The sequence below is a fragment of the Microbacterium sp. NRRL B-14842 genome, from assembly GCF_050470785.1.
This window is the reverse complement of the sequence record NZ_JBFLUM010000001.1, coordinates 2,406,442-2,419,906: the sequence shown is the minus strand read 5'-3', so window position 1 is coordinate 2,419,906 and position 13,465 is coordinate 2,406,442. Positions and strand designations below refer to the sequence as shown.

Below are 13,465 nucleotides of genomic sequence, written 5' to 3'. Positions count from 1 at the left end.
GGCGACGGCCTCAGACGGTGCCGTACAGCCGGTCTCCCGCGTCGCCAAGACCGGGCACGATGTACCCCTTCTCGTCGAGGCGCTCGTCGAGCGCTCCGAGGACGAGGGTCACGTCACGGTCGCCGGCCATCGCCTCGATCGCCGCCACACCCTCCGGAGTGCCGAGCAGGCAGATCGCGGTGACGTCCTTCGCACCGCGATCGAACAGGAACTGGATCGCGGCGGCGAGCGAGCCGCCCGTCGCCAGCATCGGGTCGATCGCGAAGCACTGGCGGTCGGAGAGATCGTCCGGAAGCCGCTCGGCGTACGTGGTCGGCTCGAAGGTCTCCTCGTCGCGGACCATGCCGAGGAAACCGACCTCCGCGGTGGGGAGGAGCTTGACGAGGCCTTCGAGCATGCCGAGACCGGCGCGCAGGATGGGGACGACGATGGGTCGCGGCTCGGAGATCTTCACGCCCGTGGTCGTGGTGACCGGTGTCGTGATCTCGATCGGAGTGACCTTCACATTCCGGGTCGCCTCGTACGCGAGGAGCGTCACGAGCTCTTCGGTCAGCTGGCGGAAGACCGGCGACGGGGTGCGCGCGTCGCGCAGCACCGAGAGCTTGTGGGTGATGAGAGGGTGGTCGGCGACGTGAACACGCATGGATACAGGCTAATGCGCCCCGCGTCCGCGCACGACATCGGGTGCCGTGGCGGACACCGCGCGCTGACGTAGGCTCGGGGCATGACCGCCGCCGACCGCCGTGCGATGCAGCGTGCCCTCGAGCTCGCCGCCGAGGCCGCGGACGCCGCGGAGATCCCGGTCGGCGCCGTCGTCCTCGATGCCGACGGGAATTTCCTGGCGGAAGGACGGAACACCCGCGAGACCACGCACGATCCGACCGGGCACGCCGAGATCGAAGCCATCCGCGCTGCGGCGGCGCACCGGGGATCGTGGAATCTCGACGGCTGCACGCTCGTCGTCACGCTCGAGCCCTGCGTGATGTGCGCCGGCGCGATCCTGCAGGCACGCATCGGCCGCGTGGTCTTCGGCGCGTGGGATGACAAGGCGGGAGCGGCCGGATCGATGTACGACGTGCTGCGCGACCGGCGCCTGCCCTACCGCGCCGAGGTGATCGGCGGCGTGGACGAGCACGCGTCCATCGCGCTGCTCCGGGCCTTCTTCGAGGACCGTCGCTGAACGCTCAGTCCGAGGACTTGAGGACGAAGACGTCCGTCGAGGGCTCCGGATCGATCGCGGGACGGTAGACGTCCGGCTCGATGTAGACGACCCGGGCGACCGGCACGGCGGCGCGGATGCGAGCCTCGATCTCGTCGATGTCGTCGGCGACCTCGCGCAGCGGCTTGTCGGCGCTGAGCGCGATCTTCGCGGCGACCATCAGCTCGTCGGGCCCCAGGTAGAGGGTCTTCATGTGGATGATCTTCTCGATCTCCGGGCCGTCGTTGATCGCGTCCACGATCCGGTCGTAGTCGGCGGGGGTCGCTCCCTCGCCGACGAGCAGGCTCTTGGTCTCCACACCCAGCACGATCGCGATGAGCACGAGCAGGACGCCGATCATCACCGTGCCGAGGGCGTCGAAGACGGGGTTGCCGGTGAGCAGCGTGAGACCGACGCCGAGCAGGGCGAAGGTGAGTCCGGTGAGGGCACCCACGTCCTCGAGGAGGACGACGGGGAGCTCCGGCGCCTTGGACCGTCGCACGAAGGAGAACCACGACTGCCCCTTCTCGCGCACGACGTTGCTCTCGCGCACGGCGGTGCGCAGCGAGAACGACTCCAGGCCGATCGCGATGAACAGCACGACGAGGGGGAGCCACCACCAGGTCTGATCGATCTCATGCGGATGGGTCAGCTTGTCCACACCCTCGTAGATCGCGAACAGCCCGCCGACGGAGAAGAGGATGATCGACACGACGAAGGCGTAGACGTAGCGCTCGCGGCCGTAGCCGAACGGGTGCGAGCGGTCCGCATGGCGCTTCGCCTTGCGCCCGCCGAGCATCAGCAGCAGCTGGTTGCCGGAGTCGGCGACGGAGTGGATCGCCTCCGCGAGCATCGATGCCGAGCCGGAGAGAGCCCACGCGAGGAACTTCGCGAGGGCGATGCCCAGGTTCGCCAGGAACGCCGCGACGATGGCCTTGCTGCCTCCGGATGCACTCATGCGACGAGTCTAGGACGGCAACCCGGCCGCCACAGGAGCGCCCGCCGTAGGATGACGACATGGCTGATGCGCTCCCGTCCCTCGCGTTCCTCGGTGCCGGATCGATGGGGGGAGCGATCCTCCGCGGCGTGCTCGCCTCGGGCGTCCCCGTGCAGGGAGGGATCACGGCCACGAACCGCACGCCGGAGAAGGCGGCGGCGTTCGCGGGTCTCGACGGCGTCACGAGCATCGCGCTGTCCGAGCGGCCGGAGGGGAACGCCGAGGCCGTGGCCGGCGCACGGGTGGTCCTGGTCGGGGTGAAGCCGGCGATGGTCCCCGACCTCCTCCGCGAGATCGCTCCGCACCTGGCCGCGGAGACCGTCGTGGTGAGCCTCGCCGCGGGTGTCACGCTGCAGACCTTCGCGGATGTCCTCGGCCCGGAGGCCCGCGTCATCCGCTCCATGCCGAACACCCCGTCGACGATCCGCAAGGGGGTCACCGGGCTCGCGGCCGGCGCCGCGGCGACACCCGACGACCTCGCGCTCGTGCGTCGTCTGTTCGAGACGGTGGGCGCGGTGGTGGAGGTCCCCGAGTCGCAGATCGATGCGCTCTCGACGATCTCCGGCTCCGGTCCCGCGTACGTCTTCCTCCTCATCGAACAGTTCACCGAGGCTGCGCGGGGGATGGGCTTCTCCGACGCCGACGCCCGTCTGCTGGCCGAGCAGACCTTCATCGGCGCGACCGCGCTGCTGGATTCGACGGGGGAGGACCCCGCCGAGCTGCGCCGCCGGGTGACGAGCCCGAAGGGGACGACGGAGCGCGCGGTCGCCGTGCTCCAGGACGCGCACCTGTCCGACACCTTCGCCGCCGCTGCTGCCGCCGCCCTCGCTCGCGCGAAGGAGCTCGCCGCCGGCGCCTGATCCCGCCTGCCTGTTCTCGCGCGCTTCCACCCCGCGAAGGCAGGCTTTCACGCGAGTTCAGGCAGCCAGCACTCCTGGAGCCTGAACCCGCGCGAGCGCCTGTTGTGGCGAGGGCGGCGGGGGAGCAGGCGACCACGCGAGTTCAGGCAGCCAGCACTCCTGGAGCCTGAACCCGCGCGAGTGCCTGTTGCGGGCGAGGTGTCGTGCGGCTAGGCGTCGCTGGCGACCTCGGTGAGCACCTCGGGCCAGCGCCGTTGCAGGACGTGACCGCCGAGCACCGTGCCGCCCCAGAGGGCCGCGCCCCCGAGGACGACGGCGGCCGCGAGGCTCGCCCAGCCCAGGGGCGGGATCCAGATCGACGCGATCGCGAAGCCGAGGGCGGGGCCGCCGAGCAGCAGCGTGATCGGGGACATGATGAGCATCGCGAGGAAGGACTGCGCGCCGCCGGAGGAGCCGCGTCCGAACGGGTTGGCCTCGGGTGCCGGAGCACGTCCCGGCAGGAACGCCCCCACCCAGGACCCCGCTCCCGCCGACACCGCCATGAGCCCGAGAGCGGCGCCCAGGCTGCCCGGAAGCAGATCCGCACGCCCGGCCAGCAGGCAGCTCGCGACGCAGAGGAGGACCGTGATCGGCACCGCGATCAGCGCGAATCCGAGCAGCCGTCCGGCGCGGTCGGCCGTGCCGCTCACGCCCGTGAGGATGTGCAGCGCGACGGCATCGTTGTCGTAGGCGATCGCCATCTGCACGATGCTGCCGGCCAACAGGGCGTTGATCGCCGGAATGAGGGTGATCGCGGGCGCGAAGCCGGCACTGTCCTGCTGCAGTCCGTTCATGAGCGCGAGTCCGAGGAAGATCGCCGGGAGCAGCAGGAGCATCACGATGTTGACGACCTGACGCGGATCGCGGCGGAAGTAACGGAGCGTCCGTCCCGCGATGGCACCGACGGGGCCCGCGGGGAGCAGGCGGTCGAGCAGGCCGCCCGAGCGCACGCGTCCGCCGCCGCTCGACTGCAGCGGCGCGACCAGGCGGGCATCGAGCATCCGTCGCGCGGCGACCCAGAAGACGACGAGGGTGCCGGCGGCGACGAGCAGTCGCAGGAGAGCGGTGAGCACGTCGCCCTGGGCCACGGCGGCCGGGACCCCGAAGACGGCCGCCACCGGCGTCCACGCGGCGATCTCGGCGACCGTCGTGAAGGCGCCGCCGACGTCGCGCACGGTCGACAGCGCCTGCAGCCCGATGTTCAGGAGGAGGCCGGAGGAGGCCAGCAGCACGACGCCGAGGGTGAGGACGAGGTCGCGCGTCCGCCGACGGGCGAGCCACCCCGCGAGCAGCCCGCTGACGACGCGGGCGCCGAGCACGCACGTCGCCAGGGCCACCGGGATCATGAGCATCGCGACGAGGAGCGCCGGAACGCTGACCGACCACCCCACGAGCATCAACAGCAGGGCCAGCGCGGTGCCGATGCCGCCGATCGTCGTCGTCCCCGCCACGACCAGTCCGGGCAGGAGGGTGCGGGCGGTCACCGGGAGCAGGGCGAAGCGCTCGGGTGCCAGCGAGTCGTCCGCACTGACGAGGATCGACCCGATCCACCACCCGAGCACGACGATGGCACCCGTGAGGACCATCGCGGTCACGGCGGCGTCGGGAGCTCCCACCCGCAGGGCGATCAGCCCGACAGTGAGCAGCCCGAGCATGCTCAGCGCGATGAGACCCACGATCGCGAGGGTCACGATCATCCAGGGGTTCCGCCTGAGCTGATGTCCGAGCTGTCGCAGCCGCAGGCCTACGAGGAGCGCAACCACGCGAGCGTCTCCGTTCCGAGGTCGTGCGCGCCCACGAGGGTGAGGAAGCGCTCCTGCAGCGTGAGCCCGGCGCGCACCTCGTCGAGCGCACCGTGGGCCAGCAGGCGGCCCTCGGCCACGATGGCGACGCGGTCGCACAGCGACTCGACGAGCTCCATGACGTGGCTGGAGAGGACGACCGTGCCGCCGCCGTCCACGAAGGAGCGGAGGATCTGCCGGATCGTCTGTCCGGAGACCGGGTCGACCGCCTCGAGCGGTTCGTCGAGGATCAGCAGCCGCGGCGCGTGGATGAGCGCGCAGGCCAGGCCGATCTTCTTCTTCATGCCGGCCGAGTAGTCGACGACGAGCGTGTCGCGGGCCTCCGTCAGGCCGAGCGCGTCGAGCAGCTCACCGGAGCGGGAGACGACCTCCGCCTCCGGCATCCCGCGCAGCAGGCCGGTGTACCGCAGCAGCTCGGCGCCGGTGAGGCGGTCGAGCATCCGAATGCCGTCGGGGAGCACCCCCATCCGCGCCTTCGCGGCGGCAGGGTCCTGCCAGACGTCGGCGCCGAGCACCCAGGCGGTCCCGGCGTCCGGGCGCAGGAGCCCCGTGGTCATGGCGAGCGTCGTCGTCTTGCCCGCACCGTTCGGGCCGAGCAGCCCCAGCATCGAACCTGCGGGGACATCCAGGGACAGCGCGTCGACGGCGACCTTCTGCCCGAACTGCTTGCGGAGCCCGCGGAGGGCGAGGACGGGCGGTGCGGGGGCGTGATCGCTCATGCCCCCATCCCACCACGGCGGCCGTGGCGGGCGCATCCGTCGCGGGGAGGACCCGGTTCAGCGGTCGAGGGCGGCGAACCGCTCGATGTCGCTGTTCGTCCCGGAGACGATGATGAGGTCGTGGTTGGTGACGATGGTGTTGGCCTCGGCGTACCGGAACGGCTTGCCAGGGCTCTTCACGCCGACGACCGTGACCTTGTACTTCGAGCGCACACCGGACTCGTTCAGGCCGACCCCGCGGATGAACTTCGGCGGGTACATCTTGGCCAGGACGAAGTCGTCGTCGAAGCGGATGAAGTCGAGCATGCGCCCGCTCACGAGGTGCGCGACGCGCTCGCCGGCCTCGCGCTCGGGGTAGATGACGTGGTTGGCGCCCACCCGGGCGAGGATCTTGCCGTGCGACTGGGAGACGGCCTTCGCCCAGATCTGCGGCACCTTGAGGTCGACGAGATTGGCCGTGATGAGCACCGACGCCTCGATCGAGGAGCCGACGGCGACGACCGCGACCTGGAAGTCCTGGGCGCCGATCTGACGGAGCGCGTCGATGTTGCGCGCATCGGCCTGCACGGTGTGCGTGACGCGGTCCGACCACTTCTGCACGAGCTCGAGGTTATCGTCGATCGCGAGCACCTCGCGGTCGAGGCGGTCGAGTTCGCCGGCGCAGGCGGCGCCGAACCGGCCAAGACCGATGACGAGGACGGGAGCGTCCCCCCGAAGGACTTCAACCAACGATCGGCCTTTCCACGGGCAGTGAGTAGTACTGCGTGCGCGATGTCGCGGCGACTGCCGCAGCGAGAGTCACTGTACCAACGCGGCCCATGAAGATCGTCGCGGCCATGACGTACGAGGCGGAATCCGGCAGCTCGCCGGTGAGGCCGGTGGAGAGCCCGACGGTGCCGAATGCGGAGATGACGTCGAAGAGCACGTGGCTGATGTCGGCCTTGGTGATCTGCGCGATCACGATGGTCGACAGGGCGACGATCGTGGCACCCCAGGCGACGACGCTGAGGGCGACGCGCTGCACGTCGCTGGGGATGCGGCGGCCGAACGCCTCGACGGACTGGCGGCCCTTCGCTTCGGACCAGACGGCGATCGCGAGGACCGCGAGCGTGGTCACCTTGATGCCGCCCGCCGTCGACGCGGACCCGCCGCCGACGAACATGAGCATGCTGGCAGCGAGCAGCGACGAGCCGTTGAGGTCGTCCATCTCGATGACGTTGAAGCCGCCGGAGCGGGTCATCGCGGAGAGGAAGAACGCCTGGAAGGTCGTGTCAGCGGCGTCCATCGAGCCGAAGGTCTTCGGGTTGTTGTACTCGAGGATCAGGAAGGCGGCCGCGCCGAGGATGAACAGCAGCACGGTGGTGACGATGGTCAGCTTCGAGTGCAGCGACCAGCGCTTGACGTGCCAGACGTGCTTCGCGAGCGTGTAGATCACCGGGAAGCCGATGCTCCCGAGGAACACGCCGACCATGAGGAGTGACAGCACGAGGTAGTCGTCGGCGAAGACGGCCACCCCGCCGTCGTTCGGCGCGAAGCCGGTGTTGGTGAAGGCCATCGCCGAGAAGTACGGGGCCTCCCAGAGCGCGGCGATCGGGTCCACCCCCGCCATCACCAGCGCCGGGTAGAGGAGGGCGGCGAGGGCCGCTTCGATGAAGAGGGCCGAGAGGGCGACCGTGGTGAGCAGCTGGCCCACCTCGCCCAGGCGCACCGTCTGGCTCTCGTTGACCACGCCGCCGTGCGCGCGGAGCGGATTCGTGTCGCCGGCCGCCATGAGCTTGGCCCGCAGGCCGAGGCGCTTCGAGATGAGCATCCCCATGAGGGAGGCGAGGGTCAGCACGCCGAGGGCGCCGATGTTGACGCCGATGAACACGACGACGTGGCCGAAGGGCGACCAGTGGTTGGCCATGTCGACGGTCGCGAGGCCCGTCACGCAGATCGTGGAGACGGCGGTGAAGAGCGCATCGCTGAGCGGTGTCACCGTGCCGCTGGCGGAGGCGATCGGCAGCGAGAACAGCACCGTGAACACGAGGATCAGCAGCGCGAAGACGGCGATCGCGAACCGGGAGGGCGACGAGGTGATGAGGTGCTTCACCCGGCCGGCGGCTCCGGGGAGACCGGTGCGAGGAGACGACGCCGAAACGATGCCCGACATCGCTGCCCCCTTCTTCTGCGCCGTCCGTTCCCCGGCGGCAGCACGGCGCCTCTCGCCGAGCCTTCGTCATGGTACTCCGTGCCGGGGCGCACTACCCTGATCACATGACGGACATCTTCGACGTGATCGCAGACGGTACGAGGCGCGACATCCTCCAGCTCCTGCTCCGCCGCACGTCCGAAGGCGAGTCCGGCACGAGCGTGAGCCAGATCGTCGCCGACCTCGGCATCAGCCAGCCCACGGTCTCCAAGCACCTCAAGGTGCTCCGGGACGCCGAGCTGGTGACCGTCCGCGAAGACGGCCAGCGCCGTTTCTACAGCCTGTCCGTCGCGCCGCTCGAGGCCGTCGACGACTGGCTGGTCCCGTTCCTCGTCGACGCGTTCGGCGACACCGCGCCGGACATCGCATACCCGGGCGCTCCGATCCCCGACGGTGCTGCACACGCGGCCGAGGTCGTCGGGCGTGCAGCGGCATCCGCCAAGCACGTGGTCGCCAATGCGCTGAAGCGCCTCGGCGCCTGACCCGACGCCCCGCCCGGACGGAGAACCGCCCCCGACGGCAGGGGGGATGCCGTCGGGGGCGGTGTGCGCACCCCAGATCCGCGCGGACTCGGCAGGTGCCGGCACGGGTCCTGCACTCGACATTGGCAGGGCTGTCTGAGCGATCGGGCAATGCGGGCTATGCGCGGGCTGGACGTCGGCGTGCCGGTGGGGCAGGGCGGGGCCACGCATCGTTCCGGAGGAGCCCGTCGGGCAGGATGGGCACATGACGGACGAGTACCGCGCGCACTTCGACTTCGCGATCACCTTCGCCAACGGCGGCGGGCTGCAGGGACAGGGGTTCCGACTCGATCTGCCGCGGAAGAACATGACGGCCGAGGAGGTTTCGAGCCTGCTCGTGTCACACCTCGGCCTGACGCTCGTGGGCGGGGTCGAGCTCCGCGACCTGCAGATCGTCTCCGAGCCGCACCGAGGCAGTCGTGGCGTCGTGGCACCGGCTCCTGCAGATCGCGCCGACCGAGTCGTCGACCTGAGCCACCCGATCGCCGAGGGCATGGTCACGTATCCCGGGCTGCCCGCGCCGAGCATCACCCCGCACCTCACCCGCGCGGCCTCTCGCGAGCGCTACGCGCCGGGGACGGAGTTCGCGATGGACGTGATCACGATGATCGGCAACACCGGGACGTACCTCGACTCCCCGTTCCACCGCTATGCGGACGGGGCGGACCTGGCGGCGCTCGACCTCGACACCCTCGTGGATCTCCCTGCCGAGGTCTTCCACCTCCGCGACGCCTGGACCACGGAACGGCGGGGCATCAAGGTAGCGACGCTCGCCGACCGCGAGCTCCGCGGCAGCGCGGTTCTCCTGGACACCGGCTGGAGCCGCCTGTTCGGCACCCCCGACTACGGCACGGGCGCACCCTTCCTCACCGAGGACGCCGCACGATTCCTCGTCGACGCCGGGGTGCGCCTCGTCGGCATCGACGCGCTCAACATCGACGACACGGAGAGCGGCGGGGAGCGGCCCGCGCACAGCATCCTCCTCGCAGCGGGCGTGCACGTCGTCGAGCACCTCACCGCTCTTGACCGCCTCCCCGCGCGCGGGGCGCGGTTCACCGCGGCCCCTCCGGCGATCCGCGGGTTCGGCACGTTCCCGGTCCGGGCGTTCGCGACCATGCCGATATCTCACTGATCACAGCAGTCACGCGGGTTTACACGCGTCCCAGCGACCCCATAGAGTGTGCTCATCGAGAAAGGGGTACGTGGGATGCCCGAGGTTCCAGACGTCCGATTCCTGACGGTGGCCGAAGTCGCCGAGCTCATGCGCGTGTCCAAGATGACCGTGTACCGGCTCGTGCACGCCGGTGACCTTCCCGCCATCCGGTTCGGACGGAGCTACCGCGTGCCGGAGTCCGCCGTCGCGGAGGCTCTGCAGCGGCCCATCGCCGACGCCGGCTGACAGAGGGCGCGGGGCACCCTCCTGAGTTTGCTAGGATGATCCGAGGCATTTTTCGTGCTCGTACCCGGGTGTCCGATTCCGGCGACACCCAGCCCCTGACTTAGTGAGGTTTCCGTGGGTTCTGTCATCAAGAAGCGCCGCAAGCGCATGGCGAAGAAGAAGCACCGCAAGCTGCTTCGCAAGACTCGCCACCAGCGCCGCAACAAGAAGTAAGCGGCCAGACACCGAGCGCCTGTCTTCGGACGGGCGCTTTGTGTCTCTGCGCGCCGTTCCGCACCGCCGAGAGGATGTCATGAAGTCGATCACCGTCGCCGAACTCGCCGAGCGCTCCGGCACGCCCCTCATCGATGTCCGGGAGGTGAACGAGTTCCAGGCAGGACACGTCCCCGGCGCCGTGAACATCCCGATGTCCGAGATCGGCAACCGCCTGGAAGAGCTTCCCGCGGAGTCGTTCGACGTGATCTGCCAGGCCGGCGGCCGCTCGGCCCGTGTGGTCGAAGCACTCGAGGCCCGCGGCTACGACGCCACCAACGTCGAGGGCGGCACCGGCGAGTGGATCGCGCAGGGACGCGAGGTCGAGGTCCCGTCGTCGTGACGACGCTGACCCTCATCGGCAAGCCCGACTGCCATCTGTGCGCCGTGGCCTCCGAGGTCGTCGACGCGGTCGTCGCCGAGCTGCCGGACGCCGCCGCGGAGCGCATCCAGATCGTCGAGGCGTCGATCCAGGACGACCCCGCCCTGTACGAGCAGTGGTGGGAGAAGATCCCGGTCGTCCTCATCGACGGGCGACTGCATGCGCACTGGCGCGTGTCCCCCGACCGACTGCGCGAGGCGCTGGAAGAAGCCGTCGACGCGGAGGCCCGCGCCGACCAGAAGGAGCTGCGATGACCATCCGCCATGTCGTGACCTGGAAGCTCGCCGCGGAGGACGCGGGGGAGCGGCAGGCCCAGGCGGCTGAGGTGGCCCGCCGCCTCAACGCCCTCGACGGGGTCGTGCCGCAGCTGCGCAGTATCTGGGCCGGCGCGAACGACGTCTACCCCGACGCCAACTGGGACGTCACCCTGGTCGCCGACTTCGACTCCGTCGCGGACCTCGAGCAGTATCAGGTGCACCCCGCGCACGAGGAGGTCGCCGGGTACATCCGCTCGGTCGTCGCCGGTCGCGTGGCGGTCGACGCCGAGGTCTGAGCGTCGAGACTCGTCCCCGCCGCACCGAAACACAAACGTGATGCGGCGCAGGCGGATGTCATTGGTCACGCGACGAGCCGCATGTTTAGATGAACTCCTACCCGTCCGTGGGCTCACCCGCCCCCCGACTCTCAGGAGCCGACATGTCCCGTCGTAACCTCTTCGCCGGCCTCGCGATCGCGGCCACCGCCACCCTCGCGCTCGCCGGATGCGCCACCGGCTCCTCCGATGCGGGCAGCAGTGGCGAGCCCGCCGCGGGCGACGAGTACGGCCTCGTCGAGGCGGGCACGCTCACCGTCTGCTCCGACATCCCCTACCCGCCGTTCGAGTTCGAGGGTGACGACGGCGAGTACACCGGCTTCGACATCGACCTCCTCGGCGCGATCGCCGAGCAGCTCGACCTCGAGCTGTCCGTGCAGGATGTGGGCTTCGACGCGCTGCAGTCAGGCACGACCCTCGCCGCCGGTACCTGCGACGTCGGCGCCTCGGCCATGACGATCACCGACGAGCGCAAGGCCAACATCGACTTCTCGGACCCGTACTACGACTCGCTGCAGTCGCTCCTCGTGCGCACCGATTCCGGCATCACGTCCATCGATGACCTCGACGGCAAGAACGTCGGCGTGCAGCAGGGTACGACGGGTGAGGCCTACGCGACCGAGAACGCGAAGGGCGCGCAGCTCGTCCAGTACCCGTCGGACGGCGAGCTGTGGCCGGCCATCCAGGCGGGGCAGATCGACGCGATCCTGCAGGACCAGCCCGTCAACCTCGAGCACGAGAAGGCCGACTCCGCGTACGAGATCGTCGAGACCTACGAGACCGACGAGTCCTACGGCTTCGCGTTCGCGAAGGGCGAGAAGGACGAGCTCCTCGACGCCGTGAACGGTGCGCTCAAGGATCTGAGGGACAACGGCGAGTACCAGAAGATCTACGACCAGTACTTCACGGCGAACTGAGCCGGGGAACACGGAGGTCGGGAGGACCTTGACAATGGCGTTGAGGCGCACCACCAAGCAGAAGCTGTACCGGTACACCGTCTATGCGGTGCTGATCGCGATCGCCGTCTGGGTCGCGTTCAGCACCGACTGGTCCCGGCTCGGGCAGCTCTTCTTCAACCCCGAGGTCGCAGCCAAGATGCTGCCGGGGATCATCACGACCGCGCTCGTCAACACGCTGTGGTTCACGGCGGTGGCGTTCGCCGGCGGCCTTCTCCTCGGCGTGATCCTCGCGCTGATGAAGCTGTCCGAGATCGGTCCGTTCCGGTGGATCGCGACCGTCTGGATCGAACTGTTCCGCGGGCTCCCCGCCCTGCTCACGATCTTCGCCATCGGGTTCATCGTGCCGATCGCGCTCGGCGTGCGGGCGCAGGAGCTCGGCGGTCCCGTGGTGCTCGGCCTGATCGGTCTCGTGCTCGTGGCGTCGGCGTACATGGCCGAGACCATCCGCGCGGGACTCCAGGCGGTGCCGAAGGGGCAGACCGAGGCCGCGCGTTCGCTCGGCATGTCGCCCATGAAGACGACGTTCTGGATCGTGGTACCGCAGGGCTTCCGCATCATCATCCCGCCGCTGACGAACGAGTTCGTGCTGCTGCTGAAGGACACCTCGCTGCTGTTCGTCGTCGGCACGTTCATCTGGTCGAAGGAACTCACGACCTTCGCCCGTGACGCCAGCACGCAGAACGCCAACGGAACGCCGCTGATCATGGCGGCGATCCTCTACCTGATCGTGACGATCCCGCTCACGCGTTTCAGCGCGTGGCTGGAGCGTCGGATGGCGAGGACACGATGAGCACCGACCTGATCGACGTGCAGGCCCCCGCGATCGCTATCCAGGACCTGCACAAGAGCTTCGGCGACAACGAGGTGCTCAAGGGCATCGACCTGACGGTGCTCGCCGGCGAGGTCGTCTGCGTGATCGGCCCGTCCGGGTCGGGCAAGTCGACGTTGCTCCGCTCCGTGAACCTCCTGGAGGAGCCCACAGGCGGCAAGGTGCTCATCGAGGGCATCGACATCACCGATCCCGACATCGACATCGACCGCGTGCGCACCCGCATCGGGATGGTGTTCCAGAGCTTCAACCTGTTCCCGCACCTCAGCGTGCTCGGCAACCTCACGATCGCGCAGCAGCGGGTGAAGAAACGCTCGAAGGCCGAAGCGGAGAAGGTGGCCCGCGCCATGCTCGAGCGCGTCGGGCTCGCGGAGAAGGCCGACGCGTACCCCGGGCACCTGTCCGGCGGACAGCAGCAGCGGGTGGCCATCGCGCGGGCGCTGTGCATGAACCCCGACATGATGCTGTTCGACGAGCCCACGTCGGCCCTCGACCCGGAGCTCGTCGGCGAGGTCCTGCAGGTCATGCGGTCGCTGGCCGATGAGGGCATGACGATGCTCGTCGTGACGCATGAGATGGGCTTCGCGCGCGAGGTCGGTTCGCGGCTGATCTTCATGGACGGCGGACAGATCGTCGAGGAGGGGGACCCCCGCGAGGTGCTGGCGAATCCGCAGCACCAGCGCACGAAGGACTTCCTCTCCCGCGTCCTGTAGTTCGCTCCGCCG

18 protein-coding genes are annotated in these 13,465 nt (G+C 69.6%); 12 read left to right on the top strand and 6 right to left on the bottom strand.

What is annotated here, in order from left to right; translation table 11 throughout:
* Nucleotides 1-10 precede the first annotated feature (10 nt).
* Entirely contained in the window at nucleotides 11-643 is a 633-nt protein-coding gene (upp, locus tag AB1285_RS11915) for a uracil phosphoribosyltransferase (protein ID WP_025104476.1), read from the bottom strand.
* Between the two features lie 81 nt (nucleotides 644-724).
* On the opposite strand from upp, the gene AB1285_RS11910 reads away from it, so the two are divergent.
* Nucleotides 725-1,180, top strand: a complete 456-nt coding sequence (locus tag AB1285_RS11910; protein ID WP_259953440.1) for a nucleoside deaminase — start codon at nucleotides 725-727, stop codon at nucleotides 1,178-1,180.
* A gap of 4 nt (nucleotides 1,181-1,184) precedes the next feature.
* Here the strand turns inward: AB1285_RS11910 and AB1285_RS11905 are convergent, their stop codons facing one another.
* Entirely contained in the window at nucleotides 1,185-2,156 is a 972-nt protein-coding gene (locus tag AB1285_RS11905) for a cation diffusion facilitator family transporter (RefSeq protein WP_187663308.1), read from the bottom strand.
* 59 nt (nucleotides 2,157-2,215) lie between these two features.
* On the opposite strand from AB1285_RS11905, the gene proC reads away from it, so the two are divergent.
* Nucleotides 2,216-3,055, top strand: coding sequence for a pyrroline-5-carboxylate reductase (gene proC, locus AB1285_RS11900; protein ID WP_370428346.1), 840 nt, complete (start codon nucleotides 2,216-2,218; stop codon nucleotides 3,053-3,055).
* A 209-nt stretch (nucleotides 3,056-3,264) separates the two neighbouring features.
* On the opposite strand, the gene AB1285_RS11895 is transcribed toward proC, so the two are convergent.
* Genes AB1285_RS11895 through AB1285_RS11880 form a run of 4 tightly spaced genes read right to left on the bottom strand, consistent with a single transcriptional unit; the run spans nucleotide 3,265 to nucleotide 7,767 of the window.
* A complete protein-coding gene (locus AB1285_RS11895; protein WP_370428345.1) occupies nucleotides 3,265-4,791 on the bottom strand; it encodes a hypothetical protein in 1,527 nt (508 codons plus the stop codon).
* A 47-nt stretch (nucleotides 4,792-4,838) separates the two neighbouring features.
* Nucleotides 4,839-5,615, bottom strand: coding sequence for an ABC transporter ATP-binding protein (locus tag AB1285_RS11890; RefSeq protein WP_280567205.1), 777 nt, complete (start codon nucleotides 5,613-5,615; stop codon nucleotides 4,839-4,841).
* A gap of 57 nt (nucleotides 5,616-5,672) precedes the next feature.
* A complete protein-coding gene (locus tag AB1285_RS11885; protein ID WP_025104470.1) occupies nucleotides 5,673-6,344 on the bottom strand; it encodes a potassium channel family protein in 672 nt (223 codons plus the stop codon).
* A complete protein-coding gene (locus tag AB1285_RS11880) occupies nucleotides 6,337-7,767 on the bottom strand; it encodes a TrkH family potassium uptake protein (protein WP_187663312.1) in 1,431 nt (476 codons plus the stop codon). The genes AB1285_RS11885 and AB1285_RS11880 overlap by 8 nt, the downstream gene beginning before the upstream one ends.
* A gap of 104 nt (nucleotides 7,768-7,871) precedes the next feature.
* On the opposite strand from AB1285_RS11880, the gene AB1285_RS11875 reads away from it, so the two are divergent.
* The 10 genes from AB1285_RS11875 (at nucleotide 7,872) to AB1285_RS11830 (ending at nucleotide 13,453) form a co-directional block, all read left to right on the top strand.
* Nucleotides 7,872-8,288, top strand: coding sequence for an ArsR/SmtB family transcription factor (locus AB1285_RS11875; protein WP_187663313.1), 417 nt, complete (start codon nucleotides 7,872-7,874; stop codon nucleotides 8,286-8,288).
* A 244-nt stretch (nucleotides 8,289-8,532) separates the two neighbouring features.
* Nucleotides 8,533-9,459, top strand: a complete 927-nt coding sequence (locus AB1285_RS11870) for a cyclase family protein (protein ID WP_370428344.1) — start codon at nucleotides 8,533-8,535, stop codon at nucleotides 9,457-9,459.
* A gap of 75 nt (nucleotides 9,460-9,534) precedes the next feature.
* Entirely contained in the window at nucleotides 9,535-9,726 is a 192-nt protein-coding gene (locus AB1285_RS11865; protein WP_025104463.1) for a helix-turn-helix domain-containing protein, read from the top strand.
* A gap of 114 nt (nucleotides 9,727-9,840) precedes the next feature.
* Nucleotides 9,841-9,939: a 30S ribosomal protein bS22 gene (locus AB1285_RS11860; protein ID WP_003792170.1), complete on the top strand. Its 99-nt coding sequence runs from the start codon at nucleotides 9,841-9,843 to the stop codon at nucleotides 9,937-9,939.
* A 79-nt stretch (nucleotides 9,940-10,018) separates the two neighbouring features.
* Entirely contained in the window at nucleotides 10,019-10,321 is a 303-nt protein-coding gene (locus AB1285_RS11855) for a rhodanese-like domain-containing protein (protein WP_187663315.1), read from the top strand.
* Entirely contained in the window at nucleotides 10,318-10,614 is a 297-nt protein-coding gene (locus AB1285_RS11850) for a glutaredoxin family protein (protein ID WP_025104461.1), read from the top strand. The genes AB1285_RS11855 and AB1285_RS11850 overlap by 4 nt, the downstream gene beginning before the upstream one ends.
* Nucleotides 10,611-10,913 (top strand): Dabb family protein, encoded by a 303-nt coding sequence (locus AB1285_RS11845; RefSeq protein WP_366237438.1) that lies wholly within the window; start codon nucleotides 10,611-10,613, stop codon nucleotides 10,911-10,913. Before AB1285_RS11850 ends, AB1285_RS11845 begins: the two co-directional genes overlap by 4 nt.
* Nucleotides 10,914-11,056: 143 nt before the next feature.
* The gene (locus AB1285_RS11840) at nucleotides 11,057-11,869 is read left to right on the top strand and encodes a basic amino acid ABC transporter substrate-binding protein (protein WP_187663317.1); all 813 of its coding nucleotides are present in this window, start codon (nucleotides 11,057-11,059) and stop codon (nucleotides 11,867-11,869) included.
* Nucleotides 11,870-11,903: 34 nt separating this feature from the next.
* Nucleotides 11,904-12,701 carry an amino acid ABC transporter permease gene (locus tag AB1285_RS11835; RefSeq protein ID WP_187663318.1) on the top strand — a complete coding sequence of 266 codons (798 nt, stop codon included), beginning with the start codon at nucleotides 11,904-11,906 and terminating at the stop codon, nucleotides 12,699-12,701.
* Nucleotides 12,698-13,453: an amino acid ABC transporter ATP-binding protein gene (locus AB1285_RS11830; RefSeq protein ID WP_187663319.1), complete on the top strand. Its 756-nt coding sequence runs from the start codon at nucleotides 12,698-12,700 to the stop codon at nucleotides 13,451-13,453. The genes AB1285_RS11835 and AB1285_RS11830 overlap by 4 nt, the downstream gene beginning before the upstream one ends.
* Nucleotides 13,454-13,465: the final 12 nt, after the last annotated feature.

Coding starts and splice junctions, on each gene's coding strand:
- upp (WP_025104476.1), bottom strand. CDS start 643: ATGCGTGTTCACGTCGCCGACCACCCTCTCATCACCCACAAGCTCTCG.
- AB1285_RS11910 (WP_259953440.1), top strand. CDS start 725: ATGACCGCCGCCGACCGCCGTGCGATGCAGCGTGCCCTCGAGCTCGCC.
- AB1285_RS11905 (WP_187663308.1), bottom strand. CDS start 2,156: ATGAGTGCATCCGGAGGCAGCAAGGCCATCGTCGCGGCGTTCCTGGCG.
- proC (WP_370428346.1), top strand. CDS start 2,216: ATGGCTGATGCGCTCCCGTCCCTCGCGTTCCTCGGTGCCGGATCGATG.
- AB1285_RS11895 (WP_370428345.1), bottom strand. CDS start 4,791: ATGATCGTGACCCTCGCGATCGTGGGTCTCATCGCGCTGAGCATGCTC.
- AB1285_RS11890 (WP_280567205.1), bottom strand. CDS start 5,615: ATGAGCGATCACGCCCCCGCACCGCCCGTCCTCGCCCTCCGCGGGCTC.
- AB1285_RS11880 (WP_187663312.1), bottom strand. CDS start 7,767: ATGTCGGGCATCGTTTCGGCGTCGTCTCCTCGCACCGGTCTCCCCGGA.
- AB1285_RS11875 (WP_187663313.1), top strand. CDS start 7,872: ATGACGGACATCTTCGACGTGATCGCAGACGGTACGAGGCGCGACATC.
- AB1285_RS11870 (WP_370428344.1), top strand. CDS start 8,533: ATGACGGACGAGTACCGCGCGCACTTCGACTTCGCGATCACCTTCGCC.
- AB1285_RS11865 (WP_025104463.1), top strand. CDS start 9,535: ATGCCCGAGGTTCCAGACGTCCGATTCCTGACGGTGGCCGAAGTCGCC.
- AB1285_RS11855 (WP_187663315.1), top strand. CDS start 10,019: ATGAAGTCGATCACCGTCGCCGAACTCGCCGAGCGCTCCGGCACGCCC.
- AB1285_RS11845 (WP_366237438.1), top strand. CDS start 10,611: ATGACCATCCGCCATGTCGTGACCTGGAAGCTCGCCGCGGAGGACGCG.
- AB1285_RS11840 (WP_187663317.1), top strand. CDS start 11,057: ATGTCCCGTCGTAACCTCTTCGCCGGCCTCGCGATCGCGGCCACCGCC.
- AB1285_RS11835 (WP_187663318.1), top strand. CDS start 11,904: ATGGCGTTGAGGCGCACCACCAAGCAGAAGCTGTACCGGTACACCGTC.
- AB1285_RS11830 (WP_187663319.1), top strand. CDS start 12,698: ATGAGCACCGACCTGATCGACGTGCAGGCCCCCGCGATCGCTATCCAG.